11 protein-coding genes and 1 pseudogene are annotated in these 15060 nt (G+C 66.4%); 5 read left to right on the top strand and 7 right to left on the bottom strand.

Translation table 11 applies throughout. The features are described from left to right. Positions 1 to 16: 16 nt before the first annotated feature. The 3 genes from LG274_RS06425 to LG274_RS06415 all read left to right on the top strand — a co-directional run bounded on the left by LG274_RS06425 (position 17) and on the right by LG274_RS06415 (position 4120). Complete coding sequence (locus LG274_RS06425; protein WP_404463477.1) at positions 17 to 1219, top strand: type IIL restriction-modification enzyme MmeI; 1203 nt, start codon at positions 17 to 19, stop codon at positions 1217 to 1219. Positions 1220 to 1383: 164 nt separating this feature from the next. After that, on the top strand, positions 1384 to 3057 hold the full coding sequence (locus LG274_RS06420) for an ATP-dependent nuclease (RefSeq protein WP_404463475.1): 1674 nt from the start codon (positions 1384 to 1386) through the stop codon (positions 3055 to 3057). Beyond that, positions 3050 to 4120 (top strand): UvrD-helicase domain-containing protein, encoded by a 1071-nt coding sequence (locus LG274_RS06415; RefSeq protein WP_404463473.1) that lies wholly within the window; start codon positions 3050 to 3052, stop codon positions 4118 to 4120. Before LG274_RS06420 ends, LG274_RS06415 begins: the two co-directional genes overlap by 8 nt. 402 nt (positions 4121 to 4522) lie before the next feature. On the opposite strand, the gene LG274_RS06410 is transcribed toward LG274_RS06415, so the two are convergent. Continuing rightward, the gene (locus LG274_RS06410) at positions 4523 to 7618 is read right to left on the bottom strand and encodes an Eco57I restriction-modification methylase domain-containing protein (protein WP_404463471.1); all 3096 of its coding nucleotides are present in this window, start codon (positions 7616 to 7618) and stop codon (positions 4523 to 4525) included. Between the two features lie 199 nt (positions 7619 to 7817). Between LG274_RS06410 and LG274_RS06405 the strand changes: the two genes are divergently transcribed. Beyond that, on the top strand, positions 7818 to 8027 hold the full coding sequence (locus LG274_RS06405; protein WP_404463469.1) for a hypothetical protein: 210 nt from the start codon (positions 7818 to 7820) through the stop codon (positions 8025 to 8027). Positions 8028 to 8129: 102 nt separating this feature from the next. On the opposite strand, the pseudogene LG274_RS06400 reads toward LG274_RS06405, so the two are convergent. Next, positions 8130 to 8312 (bottom strand): annotated as a pseudogene (locus LG274_RS06400) (enoyl-CoA hydratase/isomerase family protein); the annotation flags it as partial. Positions 8313 to 8475: 163 nt separating this feature from the next. On the opposite strand from LG274_RS06400, the gene LG274_RS06395 reads away from it, so the two are divergent. After that, a complete protein-coding gene (locus tag LG274_RS06395; protein ID WP_404463467.1) occupies positions 8476 to 9948 on the top strand; it encodes an FAD-binding oxidoreductase in 1473 nt (490 codons plus the stop codon). A 66-nt stretch (positions 9949 to 10014) separates the two neighbouring features. Here LG274_RS06395 and LG274_RS06390 read toward each other — a convergent pair whose 3' ends face one another. The 5 genes from LG274_RS06390 to LG274_RS06370 form a co-directional block, all read right to left on the bottom strand. Beyond that, positions 10015 to 11031 (bottom strand): bile acid:sodium symporter family protein, encoded by a 1017-nt coding sequence (locus LG274_RS06390; RefSeq protein WP_404463465.1) that lies wholly within the window; start codon positions 11029 to 11031, stop codon positions 10015 to 10017. Positions 11032 to 11139: 108 nt separating this feature from the next. After that, positions 11140 to 11943 carry an enoyl-CoA hydratase/isomerase family protein gene (locus tag LG274_RS06385; protein WP_404463463.1) on the bottom strand — a complete coding sequence of 268 codons (804 nt, stop codon included), beginning with the start codon at positions 11941 to 11943 and terminating at the stop codon, positions 11140 to 11142. Between the two features lie 20 nt (positions 11944 to 11963). Beyond that, positions 11964 to 13154: an acyl-CoA dehydrogenase family protein gene (locus LG274_RS06380; protein ID WP_404463461.1), complete on the bottom strand. Its 1191-nt coding sequence runs from the start codon at positions 13152 to 13154 to the stop codon at positions 11964 to 11966. Then, entirely contained in the window at positions 13154 to 14746 is a 1593-nt protein-coding gene (locus LG274_RS06375; protein WP_404463459.1) for a fatty acyl-CoA synthetase, read from the bottom strand. The genes LG274_RS06380 and LG274_RS06375 overlap by 1 nt, the downstream gene beginning before the upstream one ends. 42 nt (positions 14747 to 14788) lie before the next feature. Beyond that, positions 14789 to 14983, bottom strand: coding sequence for a hypothetical protein (locus LG274_RS06370; RefSeq protein WP_319074483.1), 195 nt, complete (start codon positions 14981 to 14983; stop codon positions 14789 to 14791). Between the last annotated feature and the right edge of the window lie 77 nt (positions 14984 to 15060).

The following is a 15060-nucleotide window of genomic DNA, read 5'->3' as shown; positions in this document are numbered from 1 at the left end:
GACAGTGGAGGGGCGCATGGCCGACCAGACACAGGCTGCGCGCAAGCGCGCCGCGAAGGAGTTCGCGCAGAAGTGGGCCGGGCGCGGCTACGAGAAGGGCCACACGTCCTCGTTCTGGCTCGAGCTGCTGCGCGATGTGGTCGGCATGGAGGACGTGACCACCAACGTCCGGTTCGAGAACCGCACCACCGAGCGGGGCTTCATCGACGTCGTCATTCGTGACGCCAAGACCGTGATCGAGCAGAAGTCTCTCGGCGTCGACCTGGACAAGGCCGAGATGCGCCAGGGCGTGGCCGTGACCCCCTTCGGGCAGGCCAAGCGGTACGCCGACTCCCTCCGGAACTCGGAGCGCCCAGACACGATCATCGTCTGCGACTTCGACCGTTTCCGCATCCACGACCTGGACACCGAGCACCCCGAGCGGGACTACGAAGAGTTCCGCCTGGCCGAGCTGCCCGAGCAGCTGCACCTGCTGGACTTCCTCCATGATCCTCAGCGTGAACGGCAGCGACGCGAGACGCAGGTCTCCCTGGACGCCGGCGCCCTGATCGGCAAGCTCTACGACCTGCTGCGGGCGCAGTACCTCGACCCCGACTCCGAGGAGTCGATGCACGCGTTGAACGTGCTGTGCGTGCGCCTGGTCTACCTGCTGTTCGCCGAGGACGCCGGCCTGTTCCCCAAGAACGCGTTCTACCACTACCTAAAGCCGGTGCCGACCGACCGAGCCCGCACCGCGCTCAAGGAGCTCTTCGCCTACCTCAACGACAAGCCGGAGCAGCGGGACCCCCTACGCCGCGAACGCGCTCAAGGCGTTCCCCTACATCAACGGCGGGCTGTTCGCCGCGGACGTGCAGATCCCACAGCTGACGCAAGAGATCATGGACGTGCTCCTGGACGAGGTGAGCGAGGGCACGGACTGGTCCCAGATCTCTCCCACGGTGTTCGGCGGCGTGTTCGAGTCCACGCTGAACCCCGAGACCCGGCGTTCCGGGGGATGCACTACACTTCGCCGCAGAACATCCACCGGCTGATCGACCCGCTGTTCCTGGACAAACTAAAGGCGGAGCTGAACGGCCTCCTCACGGCCCAGGGCGTGGGGGACCGCAAGCGACGCAACGAGCTGACCCGGTTCCACGACAAGATCGCCGGCCTGCGGTTCCTCGACCCTGCCTTTATGCGCAAGTCGGACGTCTCACGAGACACTCTGATCTGCGCCTAGACGCACGCGCTCGTGGACCCCGACTCTGGCTGCATCGCCCTGGAGGGCCTCGCAGCTAGGCGAGCGGTCAAGAATGTAAAAGTCAACGTGATCCGTTATTTATACGATGAATGTCTTTCCACCAACAACCTTAAAGCAGTCGGGATGCGCAGGCCGATGGATAGATGGGGCCGGACGAACGTAGGGCAAGAATTGACGAACATTGGAGGGACGGGAGAAGAATGATCGACAGGGTAATAATTCGGGGATACAGGGTCTTCCGTGATTTTGATCTCGCTCCATCCCCGGGCCTCAACCTCATCGTCGGCGACAACGGGTCAGGAAAGTCCACCCTATTGGAAGCCATGACGTTAGCACTAAGTGGCCACATCAATGGCAGGTGGGCTCAGGATGAACTCAACCCATACTGGTTCAACGCCGGGATGGTGCAGGACTTCTTCGACAACTTCAGGATGGGTAAGTCACCTGCTACGCCTGAGATCTTCATAGAGCTCTATTTCCAGTCGAGCAGAGGGGAAGAGTCCGATCCCGACCTGCAGATTCTTCGGGGCGTGCACAATTCGGCCGGGGAGGACGTCCCCGGCCTCAAGATCACGGTTCGCCCGTCAGCGGATTACTCCCGCGAGATGACTGAGTATATGAATGGCCGTGACCGGCCAGACATAATTCCAGTCGAATACTACGAAGTCGCATGGGAGTCCTTCGCCGGCGTTCCGGTTAGGCGGAAACCCAAAGGCCTTGGGCTCTCCACTATTGACGCCAGAACTGTCAAGTCGACTTGGGGAGTTGACTACCATACCCGCCAGATGTTGGCGGGATTCATGGAACCGCGTGAGAGAGCTCAAGTCTCCATTGCGAATCGCGTCTCACGTGCAGAAATTACCCAAAACGCATTGAATGCAGTCAACCAAAGGATCGGCAAGGAAGCCCCAGCATTAAACGATAGTGAAATCAGCCTGGGCATGGACCAGTCTTCAGCTGCAGCCTGGGAAAACACCGTCGTGCCTCATTTATCGTCCATCCCGTTTGCCCTCGCAGGACAAGGGGAGCAGGCCGCACTTAAGGTTTCTCTAGCAATGTTTCGCTCAGCTGAGTCTACCGCGTTTGTCATGGTGGAAGAGCCGGAGAATCATCTCTCATACACTGCACTGACCCGCCTGATTGCTCGAATCAACGGTCTGGCAGGAGACCGTCAGGTATTTATCGCCACCCACAGCTCATATGTGATAAATCGTCTAGGATTAGACCGGTTGCGACTTCTGTCAAGAGGCAGAGGCACAACTTTTGCGAGCCTCTCATCTGACACGGTGAGTTATTTCAAGAAACTCTCCGGTTTCGACACTCTGCGGTTGGTCCTGGCCCGGCATCTCGTTCTGGTGGAAGGTCCATCTGACGAGATGATTTTCGAGAAAGCATACAAGTCAATTCGCGGAGCGGTACCAATCGACGACGGAGTCGACGTGCTATCCATGAACGGCGTAGCGTTAGCACGGGCACTAGAATTATGTAACGCACTCGATAGGCGGGTGGCGGCATTGCGAGACAATGACGGCAAGAACCCCGCCCACTGGGAAGATAAAGTCAATTTGTACTTGGCGGCCGGGAAGCGACAGCTCTTTGTAGGAGATCCCTCTTTAGGGGCGACGCTCGAGCCGCAATTGATGCATAGAAACAGTCCGGAGCACTTGAGGAAAATGCTAGACCTCGGGGCCGATGACGATGTGGCTAAGTGGATGGCCACAAATAAGACAGAGGCCGCGCTGAGGCTTGCTGAATCCGAAGGCACATTGCAAATTCCGGAATATATCCATCAAGCAATCGAGTTCATTCATGAATGAGCTCACCCTGGCGGTTGCGGGTTCTCGCAAGACTCAGTCCATCGTAGATGAGTGCGCTAAGGGGGGTGGTAATGCGAGGCGTCTCGTTATTACATACACTCTCAGCGGGCAGCGGGAGTTGGAAGTGCGGCTTGGTCAAGCGGGGCTGGCCGGACGAATGGTCACCGTAGTGGGGTGGTACTCGTTTCTTCTTCAAAATTGTATAGGCCCCTATCTTCCGCTTCTCTATCCAGACGTCCGCCTGTCAGGCTTGAACTTCGAGGGTAATCCTGGGCGGTACGCGAAGGGAAGTAGTCGGTATTTTGATAGCTCCGGTAGGGCATATCGGATGCATCTATCCAAGCTTGCGCGCGACGTGATGACCGCCAGCAGGGGCGCAGTGGTCGATAGAATCTCGAGGATGTATGACGAGATATACATCGACGAGGTGCAAGATCTCACTGGAAATGATCTACACATTCTCGAAGCACTGCTTAAGTGCGGGCAGTTGAAGACTGTCATGGTTGGTGATGTGAGACAGTCCGTATTCGACACGAACCCCCACGATCAAGCACTTAAGCAATATAGAGGACTTGGGATGCTGGACTGGTTTAGAAAGCAGGAATCCGCCGGCCTTCTTCGCATTCATGAGCGCACAGATACGTGGCGTTCAAATCAAATTATTGCGAGTTTCTCCGACTCGATCCTGCCTGAGACTGCCGGGTTTCCGTCGACTATTTCAAAGCAGACTGGACGATCGGGGCACGATGGAGTATTCGCAATATCAGAAAATGACGTAGGCGCCTACATTGAGAAGTTTCAGCCGCAGCCTCTGCGTAACTCGGGCGCAACGGCTCGACTAGTGGATTTGCCGTTCCTTAACTTCGGTAAAGTCAAGGGCTTGACATTTGATCGAGTGCTCATCTACCCCACGGAAACAACGAAGCAATTCATTATTGACGGGGTTGCCCTATCGAACCAGTCGGCTTGTCGTCTTTATGTCGGCGTGACGCGAGCTCGGTGCTCCGTGGCGTTCGTGTTGACAGAACCGCAACGTTCCGGACTGCCAGTCTGGGTGCCTTGAGTAAATGGGGTGACCGATCCGGGCCGCTAAGCTTCTTTAAGGTATTAGGTGGTTGGGGTGATCAGTGTGCATGTTTTCCGTCGTCGAGATGCATATCGCTACCCACAGTCGATGGATCGGAACGGCTAGGTCCCCTGCACGATCAGCAATATCTGGTCGCGGCGACGAGCCAGCATGACGGAGGTCTGAAGGCTGAACTGCCGGGAATTCACGGTCCTCGTCCGGCCGCCTCCGCTTGGCTAGTGATCCCGTTCGACGGGAGTTACGCAGCAGAAAAGCCGAGCTCCCCGAATGGCGACAACCTCGCCATTCGGGGAGTCGACCCCGGGTAGTTCCATGATTATCCGGGGGCTCGTCGCTCCCGGCAAAGGGGACGCTTTGAGACACGGGCGTTTGGAGCACTCATGGAGTGAGACGGGGCAGGATTTCCTCGACGGCAGCTTCGATCTGCTCGGTCAACCCAGCGTCGGTCAAAGACGCGCGGATTCTAGCTCGCGCCTTGGTCGAGTTGATCCCCTCAAGATCGAGGCGTGCGGCGAGGTCTTCTGCCTGGGCGGCGAGGTCTACCAACTTTCTGTGTGTGTTGTTTGCCGGGTTGTAGGTAGAGAAGGGGATGTGGAAGACGTACTTGTCGAAGTGACGTGGTCCGAGTAGGCCCTTGGTCTGGAGGGGCTGGACCCGCTGCAGGAGAGTCGCGCTATTGAGGATGGCGACGAGGTAGCGGCCCTCTCCCACGCTCTCTGTCGCGGCCCAGTAGAGGTTGTGATCAATGACCGCATCGCTGTTCTCGAGACGGGCCGCGGCGAGAGCTGTCCCAGCCTTGCTATACACCACCCGGTGAGGTGCCAGAGGGAGCTGGCTGGAGATCTGCTGGTGGTAGTCGAAGCGCTCAAGGAGGGGTTTGGTCTCAGAGGGCTTGCGGCCGGCCTCCCAGGCGCTCTCGACGTCGGCCCACCAGCGGCTCAGGCCGTCGTGATCATCTACTTCATCGGGGGTGAGAATGTGGTTCTCGGCAAGGGGGAGGACACCAGTGCGCGCGGTGAGCGCGCGGTAGGGGGCAATGGTCTCCCCGAGGTGCACCTCGCGGACGTAGTTACTCTCCACGGTGCCACTCAAGGACGGCATCGACTTGTAGGGTTCTTTCTCCTGGGCGACGCGCAAGGATTCGACGGCCACTCGCCCGGCGCCCGTGCCTAAGGGGCCAGTATGCCGGTTTGGGGTAACCAACAATGCCATGCGCGGCACAAGGATGCCGCCCTGTCGGAATCGGGCCCGATACGGGGATTCCTCGGCAGCGGGCGCAACAGACGTGTCTGCCACCATAGCTGTAGTCGTGGTCACGCGAGATGCAGCCTCATCCCAGGGCACGTCACCGCCGCGGGGAAGGCGCCCGTGCCAGGCCTGAGTCGTGTTCGGCAACGCGCGTGAGGAGGAAGCCTTGTGGCCGCGGATCACGCAGGATGACATGGGAAACCCTGTAGTGATGTCGTCCAGGTCCCAGGACGTCTCGAAACGTACGTGGAGTGATTCCGCCCTGGACGACCATGATCCGGTGCGAAAAGCGGCGTGAGACTGACGGCTCAGAACGCCGTGGGGCATAACGAACGCGTAGGCCCCACCTTCACGTAGATAGAGCTCGGCGGCGCGGGCGACAAACAAGGTCGACAGATCGCGCCCGGCGACGCCACGCCCACCGAGTAGTTTTTTCTCCTTCGCCATCGCCCGGTACCGGTCCTGCATCGCCGGGGTCATCTTAGAGAAAGCGAGCCACGGAGGATTGCCGACCAAGACGTCGACCTTGTTGTCGCCACGGGTCAGCCACAGGGGGCGGATGAGATTACGGATGTAGTAGCCCCAGATGTGGTTACGACCAGAGCGATGCAGTCGGCGCCAGGTGTCGAAAGTCGTGATGAGCAAGGATCGGTCTGACTCGCGCTGATCGTTATCCGGATCCTCGATCAGCCGAGCACGCCGCAAAATCGGCTTCATCACTGTGGCGGCTTGCTGAGCGTCCTTGCGAGGGTCCACGGCGGCGTCGGCCATCTCTGAGACGAGGCGATCGAAGACTCCCGCGTCGTCCAGGATGCTCTGGGGGAAGCGCAGGTCGTCTCCGAAGAGGGCACCGCCACCGCCCTCGATGAGATCTTCACCGCTGGTGGAAATTGTGATGTCGTTCGTTCCGGTGAGCAGGTCGCGACGCTGCTCCCACTGGATGCTGTCACCGAGATAAACAGGGATAGAGACTGGCCCGCGGGAGGGGTCCTGGAGGCGACGGGTACCGATCGCGATCAAGTAGGTGACGCGGGCGAGAGCTACAGCGACGGGGTGGATGTCCATACCGATCACATGACGCGTCGTGCTGGCAATGGCCTCCCCGGTGCTCATACCAGCCTGCTCGGCGGCCTCGAGGTGGGCGGTAACGGCATGCATGACGAAGGTCCCGGACCCGCAGCTGGGCTCCAGCAGGCGCATCGATAAAGGGTCAGTGTAGACGTCGGCAACCATTCTCTCGGCAAGCCAGTCGGGGGTGTAGTACTCGCCGAGCGCTTCACGGACGCGGGGAGAGATGACTGACGTGTAGAGCGCTTTGAGGACGTCGTGGTCGGTGGTCTTGCTCCAATCGAAGCGCGCGATTCGTCGGGTGAGCTCCGTGATGAACTCGGCGCCACCATCGATGTCGAGGACCCAATCGAAGAAGTCCTCCTCGACAACTCCGTAGATCTGTCCCTCGTGGAAGCGGGTGCCGCGGGCGATGTCCGAGGCCGTCAGACCGTCATGGGTCAGATCAAAACCGGCAACGGCGTGTGCGATAGCCTCGGCAGTCAGAACGAGCAGGGTGTGGTTGATGAACAGGTCCGGATCGTCATTGAACCCGTGGCCAAAGGCGGTACGCAACAACTTGGCCCATAGATCCCGCTTGACCTGAACCTCGGGATTGTCTTGCCCTGCGGCATACAGGCCCGCTAGTGTATCTCGGTCGAGTTTGTGCGCTGGGGAGCCGGCTCCAAGGCGCGCTTCGATCTGCGCGGACGTAGGGATGATGTGTGCCGCTGTGGCCAGCACGGACTCGAGCCAAACGAGCAGCCCGTCAGCATCGGTTGAGGCAGCGTCGAGAACGTCGACCTCAACGAGGGTGCCATCGACGAGGCGATGTAGGTGCCACCGAGCTCCGTCGGTGAGGATGCCAACGTATCGCTGGCCGTAAGTCCGCGCCTGGTTCAGCACGTATCCGGCCAGCTGGGCCCGCGCATCAGCCAGAACATTGCCAACGCGTAGATCCTTCTTAACCTCGATGCAGCAGTGACCGATCTGCACGTCGAGACGACGCCGGGTGCCGTCTTGGGTTTGAACCTCGAGCTCGACGACGTCGTCAACCTCTAGGTTGAGGGCACCCATAGTGAGCAGCTGGTAGATCTCGGCTTGCAACTGCGCCTCGGGCCGTTTCGGATCCCGTCGACGAATGCGATCTACGACTTCAATAACCTGCTCCGTTGCCATGTCGGCCATCCTAGGGTCGAACGTCTCACCTGCCCGGGCGTGTCGGAGCTCGCAAGAACTAATCCGGTTGCGCTTTCGGCACAGGCTCCCACTGGATCAAGGAGCCCTCCACCCGCACTACCTGCGGCCAACTAACGTCCCCGGTCAGTACAGCTAGCCGCCCAGCCACCCCGTCCACCCCACCCAGTACGCTCGCCCCATGAAAATCGGTCTCCGCAAGCCCAGCCTCAAGAAGTCCATCAAGGCCCGCACCACGGGCCGCGCCAAGCGTACGATCAAGCGCAAGGTCATCCCCGGCTACGGCCGTAAGGGGATGGGCTGGCTGCGCGATCCGAAGCGCGCCGCCTACAACGCCGTCTACCGGCGCACCACGGTCGGCCTGGGCGACGTCCTGAAGATGTTCAAGTGATCTCCACACCCTCGCGCACCTGACCGGGGTCGGCCCGGTGGAGGCGCGCACCGGCCCGAGCACCCGCGGCAGCCAGGAGGACACGCCCGTGTCCGGTGTCATCCCGAGCGCGGAGAACGCCGTCACCAGGTGCGCATCCTCGCGCACCAGCACGACGTCGCCGCCCAGCAGGAGCCCGAGCCCCGCCCCGGCGGCCGTCCCGTTGACGCCGGCCAGCACCAGCAGGCGAGAGCCCGTCAGCGCCACCGCGACCTCGCCCGCCGCCTCGCCGAGCTCCTGGATCATCGCGCGCCGCTCCGGCCCGGCGGGGGAGTCCGCTGTTGTTCATCTAGAACCCCTCGTGCGTCGCCGGCACGGTGCGGCTGACGTCCTCGCCGTGCCGGCCCTCGCTGAGCCACACCCCTTCACACCCGCGCCGCGGGCGCCGCGGCGTCCTACGCTGGCCGCTATGACCCCGGCCACATCGTCCGCTGACCATCCCGCCCCCGCCCCCGCCACGCCTGCCTCCGCCTCCCCGCAGGACGTCCTCGCCCGCCTCGAGGCAGCCCTGCCCGGCCGCGTGGACGCCACCGAGGCCGCCATCGCCGTCGCGAGGAGGGACCGCTCGGGCTTCTCCGCGGAGGTCGCCCCGCTGTGCGTGGTCCGCGCGCAGTCGGTCGAGGACGTCCAGGAGGTGTGTCGGATCGCCACGGCCACCCGCACGCCGCTCGTGGCCCGCGGCGCCGGCACCGGCATCTCGGGCGGCGCCGTCGCGGGGGACGGGGCCATCAGCCTGGACCTCATGGCGATGGACCGCATCCTCGAGGTCTCGCCGGCGGACCGTGTGGCCGTGGTCGAGCCCGGGATCCTCAACGGGGACCTGAACCGGGCCCTGGCGGAGCACGGCCTGTGGTGGGCGCCGGACCCGGCGTCGAAGGAGATCTCCAGCGTGGGCGGCAACATCGCCCTCAACGCGGGCGGCCTCCTGTGCGCGAAGTACGGCGTCACGCGGGAGGCGGTCCTCGGCCTGGACGTCGTCCTCGCGGACGGCACGCTGCTCCACCTCGGCCACCGCACGGTCAAGGGCGTGACCGGGTACGACCTCACCGCCCTCATGATCGGCTCGGAGGGCACCCTCGGCATCATCGTGGGCGCCACCCTCGCTCTGCGCCCCCTCGACTCCGCGCCCGTCGCCACGCTCGGCGGCTTCTTCCCGGACGTGGTGGCCGCCGCGCGCGCCTCCGCCGCCATCACCGAGGCCGGCCTCGTGCCCGCCATCATGGAGCTGCTGGACGAGGCCAGCCTGGACGCGATCCGCCGCTACACGCTCTTCCTGGGCGAGGACGTCTCCGCACTGCCCGAGCGCGGCGCGTACCTGCTGGTCCAGGCGGACGGCGCGGGGGCCGAGGCCGAGGGGGAGCGCATGGCCGCGCTCATGCGCGCCGCCGGGGGCGACGTCACGGTCACCATGGACCCCGAGCACGCCGACCGTCTCGTGACCCTGCGGCGCCGCGTGTTCCCCGCCCTGGAGCACCTCGGCACCCCGCTCGTGGAGGACGTCGCCGTCCCCCGCTCGAAGATGCCGGAGATGTTCGCCCGCATCCGGGAGATCGAGGCGGCCACCGGCGTCTTCATCCCGACGTCGGCCCACGCCGGCGACGGCAACCTGCACCCCATCCCGGTGTTCGGCCGAGCGGGGGAGGTCGGCGACGTCGACGCGTCCACCGGCGTGCCCGCCGAGGTGTGGGACGCCGTCGGGCAGGTGTTCCGCGCGGCCCTCGAGATGGGCGGCACGCTCACCGGCGAGCACGGCGTGGGCCTGCTGAAGCGGATGTTCCTCGAGGAGGAGCTGGGGCACGAGCAGTACGAGCTGCAGCGCCGGATCAAGGCGGCCTTCGACCCGGCGGGCATCCTCAACCCCGGCAAGGTGTTCGCGGACTGAGCCCGGGAACAGCGGCGGGCCCGCACCACCGTGGTGGTGCGGGCCCGTCGTCGTGGTGCCGGGGTGTCAGAGCGTGGGCTGGTGGCGGACGTCCTCGGCCTCGGCGGAGTCGCGCGCCGACATGGCCGCGCGCTCGGCGCGCGTGTCCGCCCGGTTGTAGGCCAGGGCGAGCAGCGGGCCTGCGATGTTGTGCCAGGCCGCGGCAACCGCGCCGGGCAGCGCGGCCAGGGGACCGAAGTGGGCCGAGGCCAGCGTCGCGGCGAGCGCGGAGTTCTGCATGCCCACCTCGATGGACACGGCGCGCCGCTCGCGCGGGCCGAGGCCGGCCAGTGTGGCGGCCAGGTGCCCCAGCCCGAAGCCGACGGCATTGTGCAGCATCACGGCGACGAAGACGGCGACGCCCGCGCTGAACACCACCGCGGCGGACTTGGCCATGACACCCGCAAGCACGAGGGCCACGCCGACGATCGAGAGCCAGGGCACGATGCCGGCCACCCGCTGCGCGAAGCCCCGCGCGAACAGCTGCACGAGGACGCCCAGGACCACCGGGATGAGCACGATCTGGAGGATCTGCATCACCATGGCCCCGGCGTCCACGGGGAGATAGCTGCCGGCCAGCCACATGACAAGGAGCGGCGTGAGGAACGGGGAGAGGACGGTGGACAGCGACGTCATGGCCACGGAGAGGGCGACATTGCCGTTGGCCAGATAGGTGACGATGTTCGAGGCGGTGCCGCCCGGCACACAGCCCAGGAGAACCATGCCGGCCACGAGCATCGGGTCGAGGTTCAGCAGCACCGCGATGCCCAGGCCGGCGAACGGCATGATCGTGTACTGCAGCAGGAGCCCGAAGAGGGCCGCGAACGGCGCCGCCTTCAGCACCCTGAGATCCGGCAGGGTGAGCGTCAGGCCCATCGTGAACATGATGAACCCCAGCAGCCAGGGGACGTACGGCCCGATGGGCAGCGCCACCTGGGGCACGAAGGCACCGAGCGCGGCGAAGGCCACCACGACGATCGGGAAGACGATGGTGGCCAGGCTCGCCTGCTTGCGCTCGCTCGAGGCGGCTGCGGTGGGCTCCATGAGGGCTCCTCATTCCGGGATGTCACGGGAAGTGCGGTGTCAGTCACCCTAGGGGGGGTGTGGGCGACCGCCGGGCACTGTGACGCACCTGGCGGCAGCCCCCGCCCCTCACCGCCGCGCGAACGCGTCCACGCGGGCCACGGCCTCCGGGTGCCCGGACGCCGCCGCGATCGCGGCGCTCTCCCGCCGCAGGTGCTCCTCGAAGCCCTCGAGGTCGGGGCCGCGCAGCAACGCCTTCGTCGGCCCGTAGGTGTGCACGGCGCCGGCGGCCAGCTCGTCCTCCAGCTCGGTCAGGCGCGCCTCGAAGCGGTCACCCGCCGCCACCTCCGCCGCCAGGCCCCACTCCACGGCCTCCGTGCCCGTGAGCTGCCGCCCGCCCAGCGCCAGCTGCGCGGCGCGCGCCGGCCCGACGGTGCGGGGCAGCCACCAGGAGACGCCCGTGTCCGGCACCAGCCCCGCCGCACCGTAGGCCGTCAGCAGCCGTGCGTCCTCCCGGACCAGCGCGAGGTCGGCGTTGAGCAGGAGTCCCAGCCCGGCGCCCGCGGCCGTCCCGTTCACGCCGGCGAGCACCACGAGCCGAGAGCGCACGAGCGCCAGCGCGAGGTCGCTCGCGGCGGCGGCCAGCTCGGCGATCACGCCGGGGCGGTCCTCCGGCGCTGCGGCGGCCATGGCACGCACGTCCCCGCCGCCGCAGAACAGCCGGCCGGCTCCGGTGAGGGTGAGCACGTGCACGGACGCGTCCGCCTCGGCCTCCCGCACGATGGCCAGGACCTCTCGGCCCAGGTCCAGACTCAGCGCGTTGCCCTGGTCGGGCCGGTCCAGCACCACCCGGCGCACGCCGGGCCGCGCCTCCACGCGCACGCCCGTCCGGCTCCGGGGGGCCTCGCGGCCCACGTACGTCCCGATCTCCATGTCGTCTCCTTCCATCCTGCTCATGCGAATGCGCTCATCCCGGTCAGGTCCCGGCCCAGGATCAACGCCTGCACGGACTCCGTTCCCTCATAGGTGTGCAGCGCCTCGACGTCCGTCATGTGGCGGATCACCTGGTTCTCCAGCAGGATGCCGTTGCCGCCGAGCATGTCCCGGGCGATCTGCGCCACGCGGCGCGCGCCCCGCGTGCAGCTGTACTTGAGCAGGGACGCCTGCTGGTCCCGCAGGGTCCCGGCCGCCTGCAGCCGCGCGACCGCCGCACAGCGGGTCTGCATCGCGGTCACCTCGTCCAGCATCTGCGCGAGCCGCTCCTGCACCATCTGGTGCGCGCCGAGGGGCTTCCCGAACTGCTCCCGCTGCGTCGCGTAGGCCAGCGCGGACTCGAACATGCTGGAGGCGTGGCCCAGCGCGGACCACCCCACGTTCACGCGGGTGGCCACGAGCACGCGGGCCGCGTCCTTGAACGTGGCGACGTGGGGCAGGCGTGCGTCGTCGTCCACCCGCACGTCCGTCAGGGAGATCTCCGCCTGGTGGATCGCCCGCAGGGCGCCCTTGCCGGTGATGACCTCGGCCTCGTACCCGGGCGTGGACTGCTCCACGATGAAGCCCTTGACCTGGCCGTCCTCCGTGTCGCGCGCCCACACCAGCGTGATGCCGCCGGAGGCGCCGTTGCCGATCCACTTCTTGGCGCCGTTCAGCACCCAGCCGCCGGCGCCGTCGGGACGGGCGGAGGTCTCCAGGGACACGGAGTCCGAGCCGTGCAGCGGCTCGGTGAGCGCGAACCCTCCTGGCAGACGACCGCTGGCCACCGGCTCGAGGTACCGCTCCTTTTGCGCCTCCGAGGCGCAGTGCACCAGGGCCCGCAGCACGAGCCCGCCCTGCACCGCGGCCGCCGCCGCCATGGAGCCGTCCGCGCGGGAGATCTCCATGGACACCAGCCCGGCGGCCAGCGGGGACATCACCGCGTGCCCGGGCACGTCCAGGCCGTCGGTGAGCAGGTCCAGCTCCCCGGCCCGCGCCACGAGGTCCAGCGGGTACTCCGCGCGGTCCCAGTGCCCGTCGATCCGCTCGAGCACCTCCCGGCCGTAGGCGCGGGCCCGGTCCCAGTGTTCGCGGTCCTCGTCCGTGGCCTCTGCGAAGGCCTCCAGGTAGTCCACGTCCAGGGGGGTGGTCACGTCATAGGTCGGCCGCATCACCCCTGGCCCGCCGTCCGTTCGGCGCGCAGGGCGCGCTTGAGCAGCTTGCCGGACTGGTTGCGCGGCAGCTCGGCCACGAAGTCGACGCGCTTGGGGACCTTGAACGCGGCGAGGCGCTCCTTCACGTGGGCCCGCACGGTCTCCGCGGTCAGCTCGGCGCCCTCCTTGAGCACCACGACGGCGGTCACCGCCTCGATCCACCGTTCGTCCGGCAGCCCGACGACGGCGACCTCCGCCACCTCGTCCAGCTCGTAGATGGCGTCCTCCACCTCGCGGGGCGCCACGAGGACGCCGCCGGTGTTGATGACGTCCTTGATGCGGTCCACCACCTGGATGTAGCCCGCGGCGTCTTGGGTGACCTGGTCGCCGGAGCGGAACCAGCCGTCGTCGGTGAACGCGTCCGCGGTGGCCTCGGGGCGGTTCCAGTACCCGTTGAGCAGCTGCGGGGAGCGGTACTGGATCTCGCCCGGCTCACCCGGCTTGGCCGGGGCGCCGTCCGCCGTCATGACGCGGGCCTCGACGTGGAACACGGGGCGTCCGCACGAGGCGGGGCGGGCATCGTGCTCCTCGGGACGCAGCACGGTGCAGAGGGGGCCGAGCTCGGACTGGCCGAAGCAGTTGTAGAAGCCGATGCCGGGCTGGGCCTGCCGCAGGCGCTGCAGCACGGTGACGGGCATGATCGAGGCGCCGTACTGGGCCTTCCGCAGCGAGGAGAGGTCCCGCGTGGCGAGGTCCGGGTGGTTGCTCAGCGGCACCCACACCGTGGGCGCGAGGAAGAGGGAGCCGATGTGCTCGGCCTCCACGACCTCCAGCATGCGCGGGATGTCCGGGGCGGGCAGGATCCGCACGGTGGCGCCCAGGGACAGGTAGGGCAGCAGGATCACGTGCATCGCGGCCGAGTGGTAGAGCGGCATGGCCACGAGCGGACGGTCCTCCGCCGTGTAGTCGAGCGCGATGACGGAGGAGAGGTACTCGGCCACGAGCGCGCGGTGGGACATCATCGCCCCCTTCGGGGCGGACGTGGTCCCCGAGGTGTAGAGCAGCTGCGCGAGGTCGGTGGCCTGCACGTCGACGTCGGGCGCGGACGCGTCCGCCGACTCGTCCCGGGCGGTCTCCAGGACGGCGGGCTCCCCGCCGTCCTCGGCGGCGAGCAGGGGCCAGACCCGGCCCAGCGCGGGGACGCGGCCCTCCGCGCGGACCTGGTCCACGCGCTCGAGCATCGCGGCGTCCGTGACGAGCAGCTCCGCGCCGGAGTCCTCGAGGGCATGGGCGAGCTCTCCGCCCTTGAGGGCGAAGTTCACGGGCACGTGCACGTTGCCGGCCGTGGCGCACGCGAGGAAGAGCACCGCGTAGGCGTCCGAGTTCATCGCGTAGGCGGCGACGCGGGAGCCCTGCGGCATCCCGGTGGCGAGCAGCCGGCGGGCCACGCGGTGCACGCCGTCGCGCAGCTGCGCGTAGGTCCAGTCCCGGTCCTCGAACCGCAGGGCCACGGCGCGGGGGGAGCGGGCCACGGCACGGGCGAAGAGGCGGCCGATGGTGTCCTCGGGTGCCGGGCCGCGGGCGTGGGTGTCAGGGGTCGTCTGCGACATGGTGTCCTCCAGGGGGTGGAGCGGAAGGGGCAGGGAGGGGGCTCAGAGCCGTTCGACCGTCGTCCCCGGGACGTCCTCGGACAGCCCTGCGGCACGCCAGGCGTTGCGCGCGGTGTGCATGGCCCGCGGCCCCGGCTGGTCGACGCCGTCGAGGAGCACCTCGGCGTCCGCGGCCGAGTCGAGGTCCTGGCGGCCCACCGGGGTGCGGACGGCGTCGACGATGTGGGCCTCAGTCATGAGGAGTCCGATCTCTGGGCGGCCTGTGGTGGGCGTCACGCTAATGCTAGGAAATCCAACAATCAAGGGTGATCCGC

This window comes from Micrococcus antarcticus, assembly GCF_044872765.1.
Taxonomy (GTDB): Bacteria; Actinomycetota; Actinomycetes; order Actinomycetales; family Micrococcaceae; genus Micrococcus.
Note: the sequence above shows the minus strand (reverse complement) of the source record. Positions and strands in the feature narration are given on the sequence as shown.

Coding starts and splice junctions, on each gene's coding strand:
- LG274_RS06410 (WP_404463471.1), bottom strand. CDS start 7,618: ATGGCAACGGAGCAGGTTATTGAAGTCGTAGATCGCATTCGTCGACGG.
- LG274_RS06390 (WP_404463465.1), bottom strand. CDS start 11,031: ATGGAGCCCACCGCAGCCGCCTCGAGCGAGCGCAAGCAGGCGAGCCTG.
- LG274_RS06420 (WP_404463475.1), top strand. CDS start 1,384: ATGGGGCCGGACGAACGTAGGGCAAGAATTGACGAACATTGGAGGGAC.
- LG274_RS06385 (WP_404463463.1), bottom strand. CDS start 11,943: ATGGAGATCGGGACGTACGTGGGCCGCGAGGCCCCCCGGAGCCGGACG.
- LG274_RS06375 (WP_404463459.1), bottom strand. CDS start 14,746: ATGTCGCAGACGACCCCTGACACCCACGCCCGCGGCCCGGCACCCGAG.
- LG274_RS06380 (WP_404463461.1), bottom strand. CDS start 13,154: ATGCGGCCGACCTATGACGTGACCACCCCCCTGGACGTGGACTACCTG.
- LG274_RS06415 (WP_404463473.1), top strand. CDS start 3,050: ATGAATGAGCTCACCCTGGCGGTTGCGGGTTCTCGCAAGACTCAGTCC.
- LG274_RS06425 (WP_404463477.1), top strand. CDS start 17: ATGGCCGACCAGACACAGGCTGCGCGCAAGCGCGCCGCGAAGGAGTTC.
- LG274_RS06405 (WP_404463469.1), top strand. CDS start 7,818: ATGAAAATCGGTCTCCGCAAGCCCAGCCTCAAGAAGTCCATCAAGGCC.
- LG274_RS06395 (WP_404463467.1), top strand. CDS start 8,476: ATGACCCCGGCCACATCGTCCGCTGACCATCCCGCCCCCGCCCCCGCC.
- LG274_RS06370 (WP_319074483.1), bottom strand. CDS start 14,983: ATGACTGAGGCCCACATCGTCGACGCCGTCCGCACCCCGGTGGGCCGC.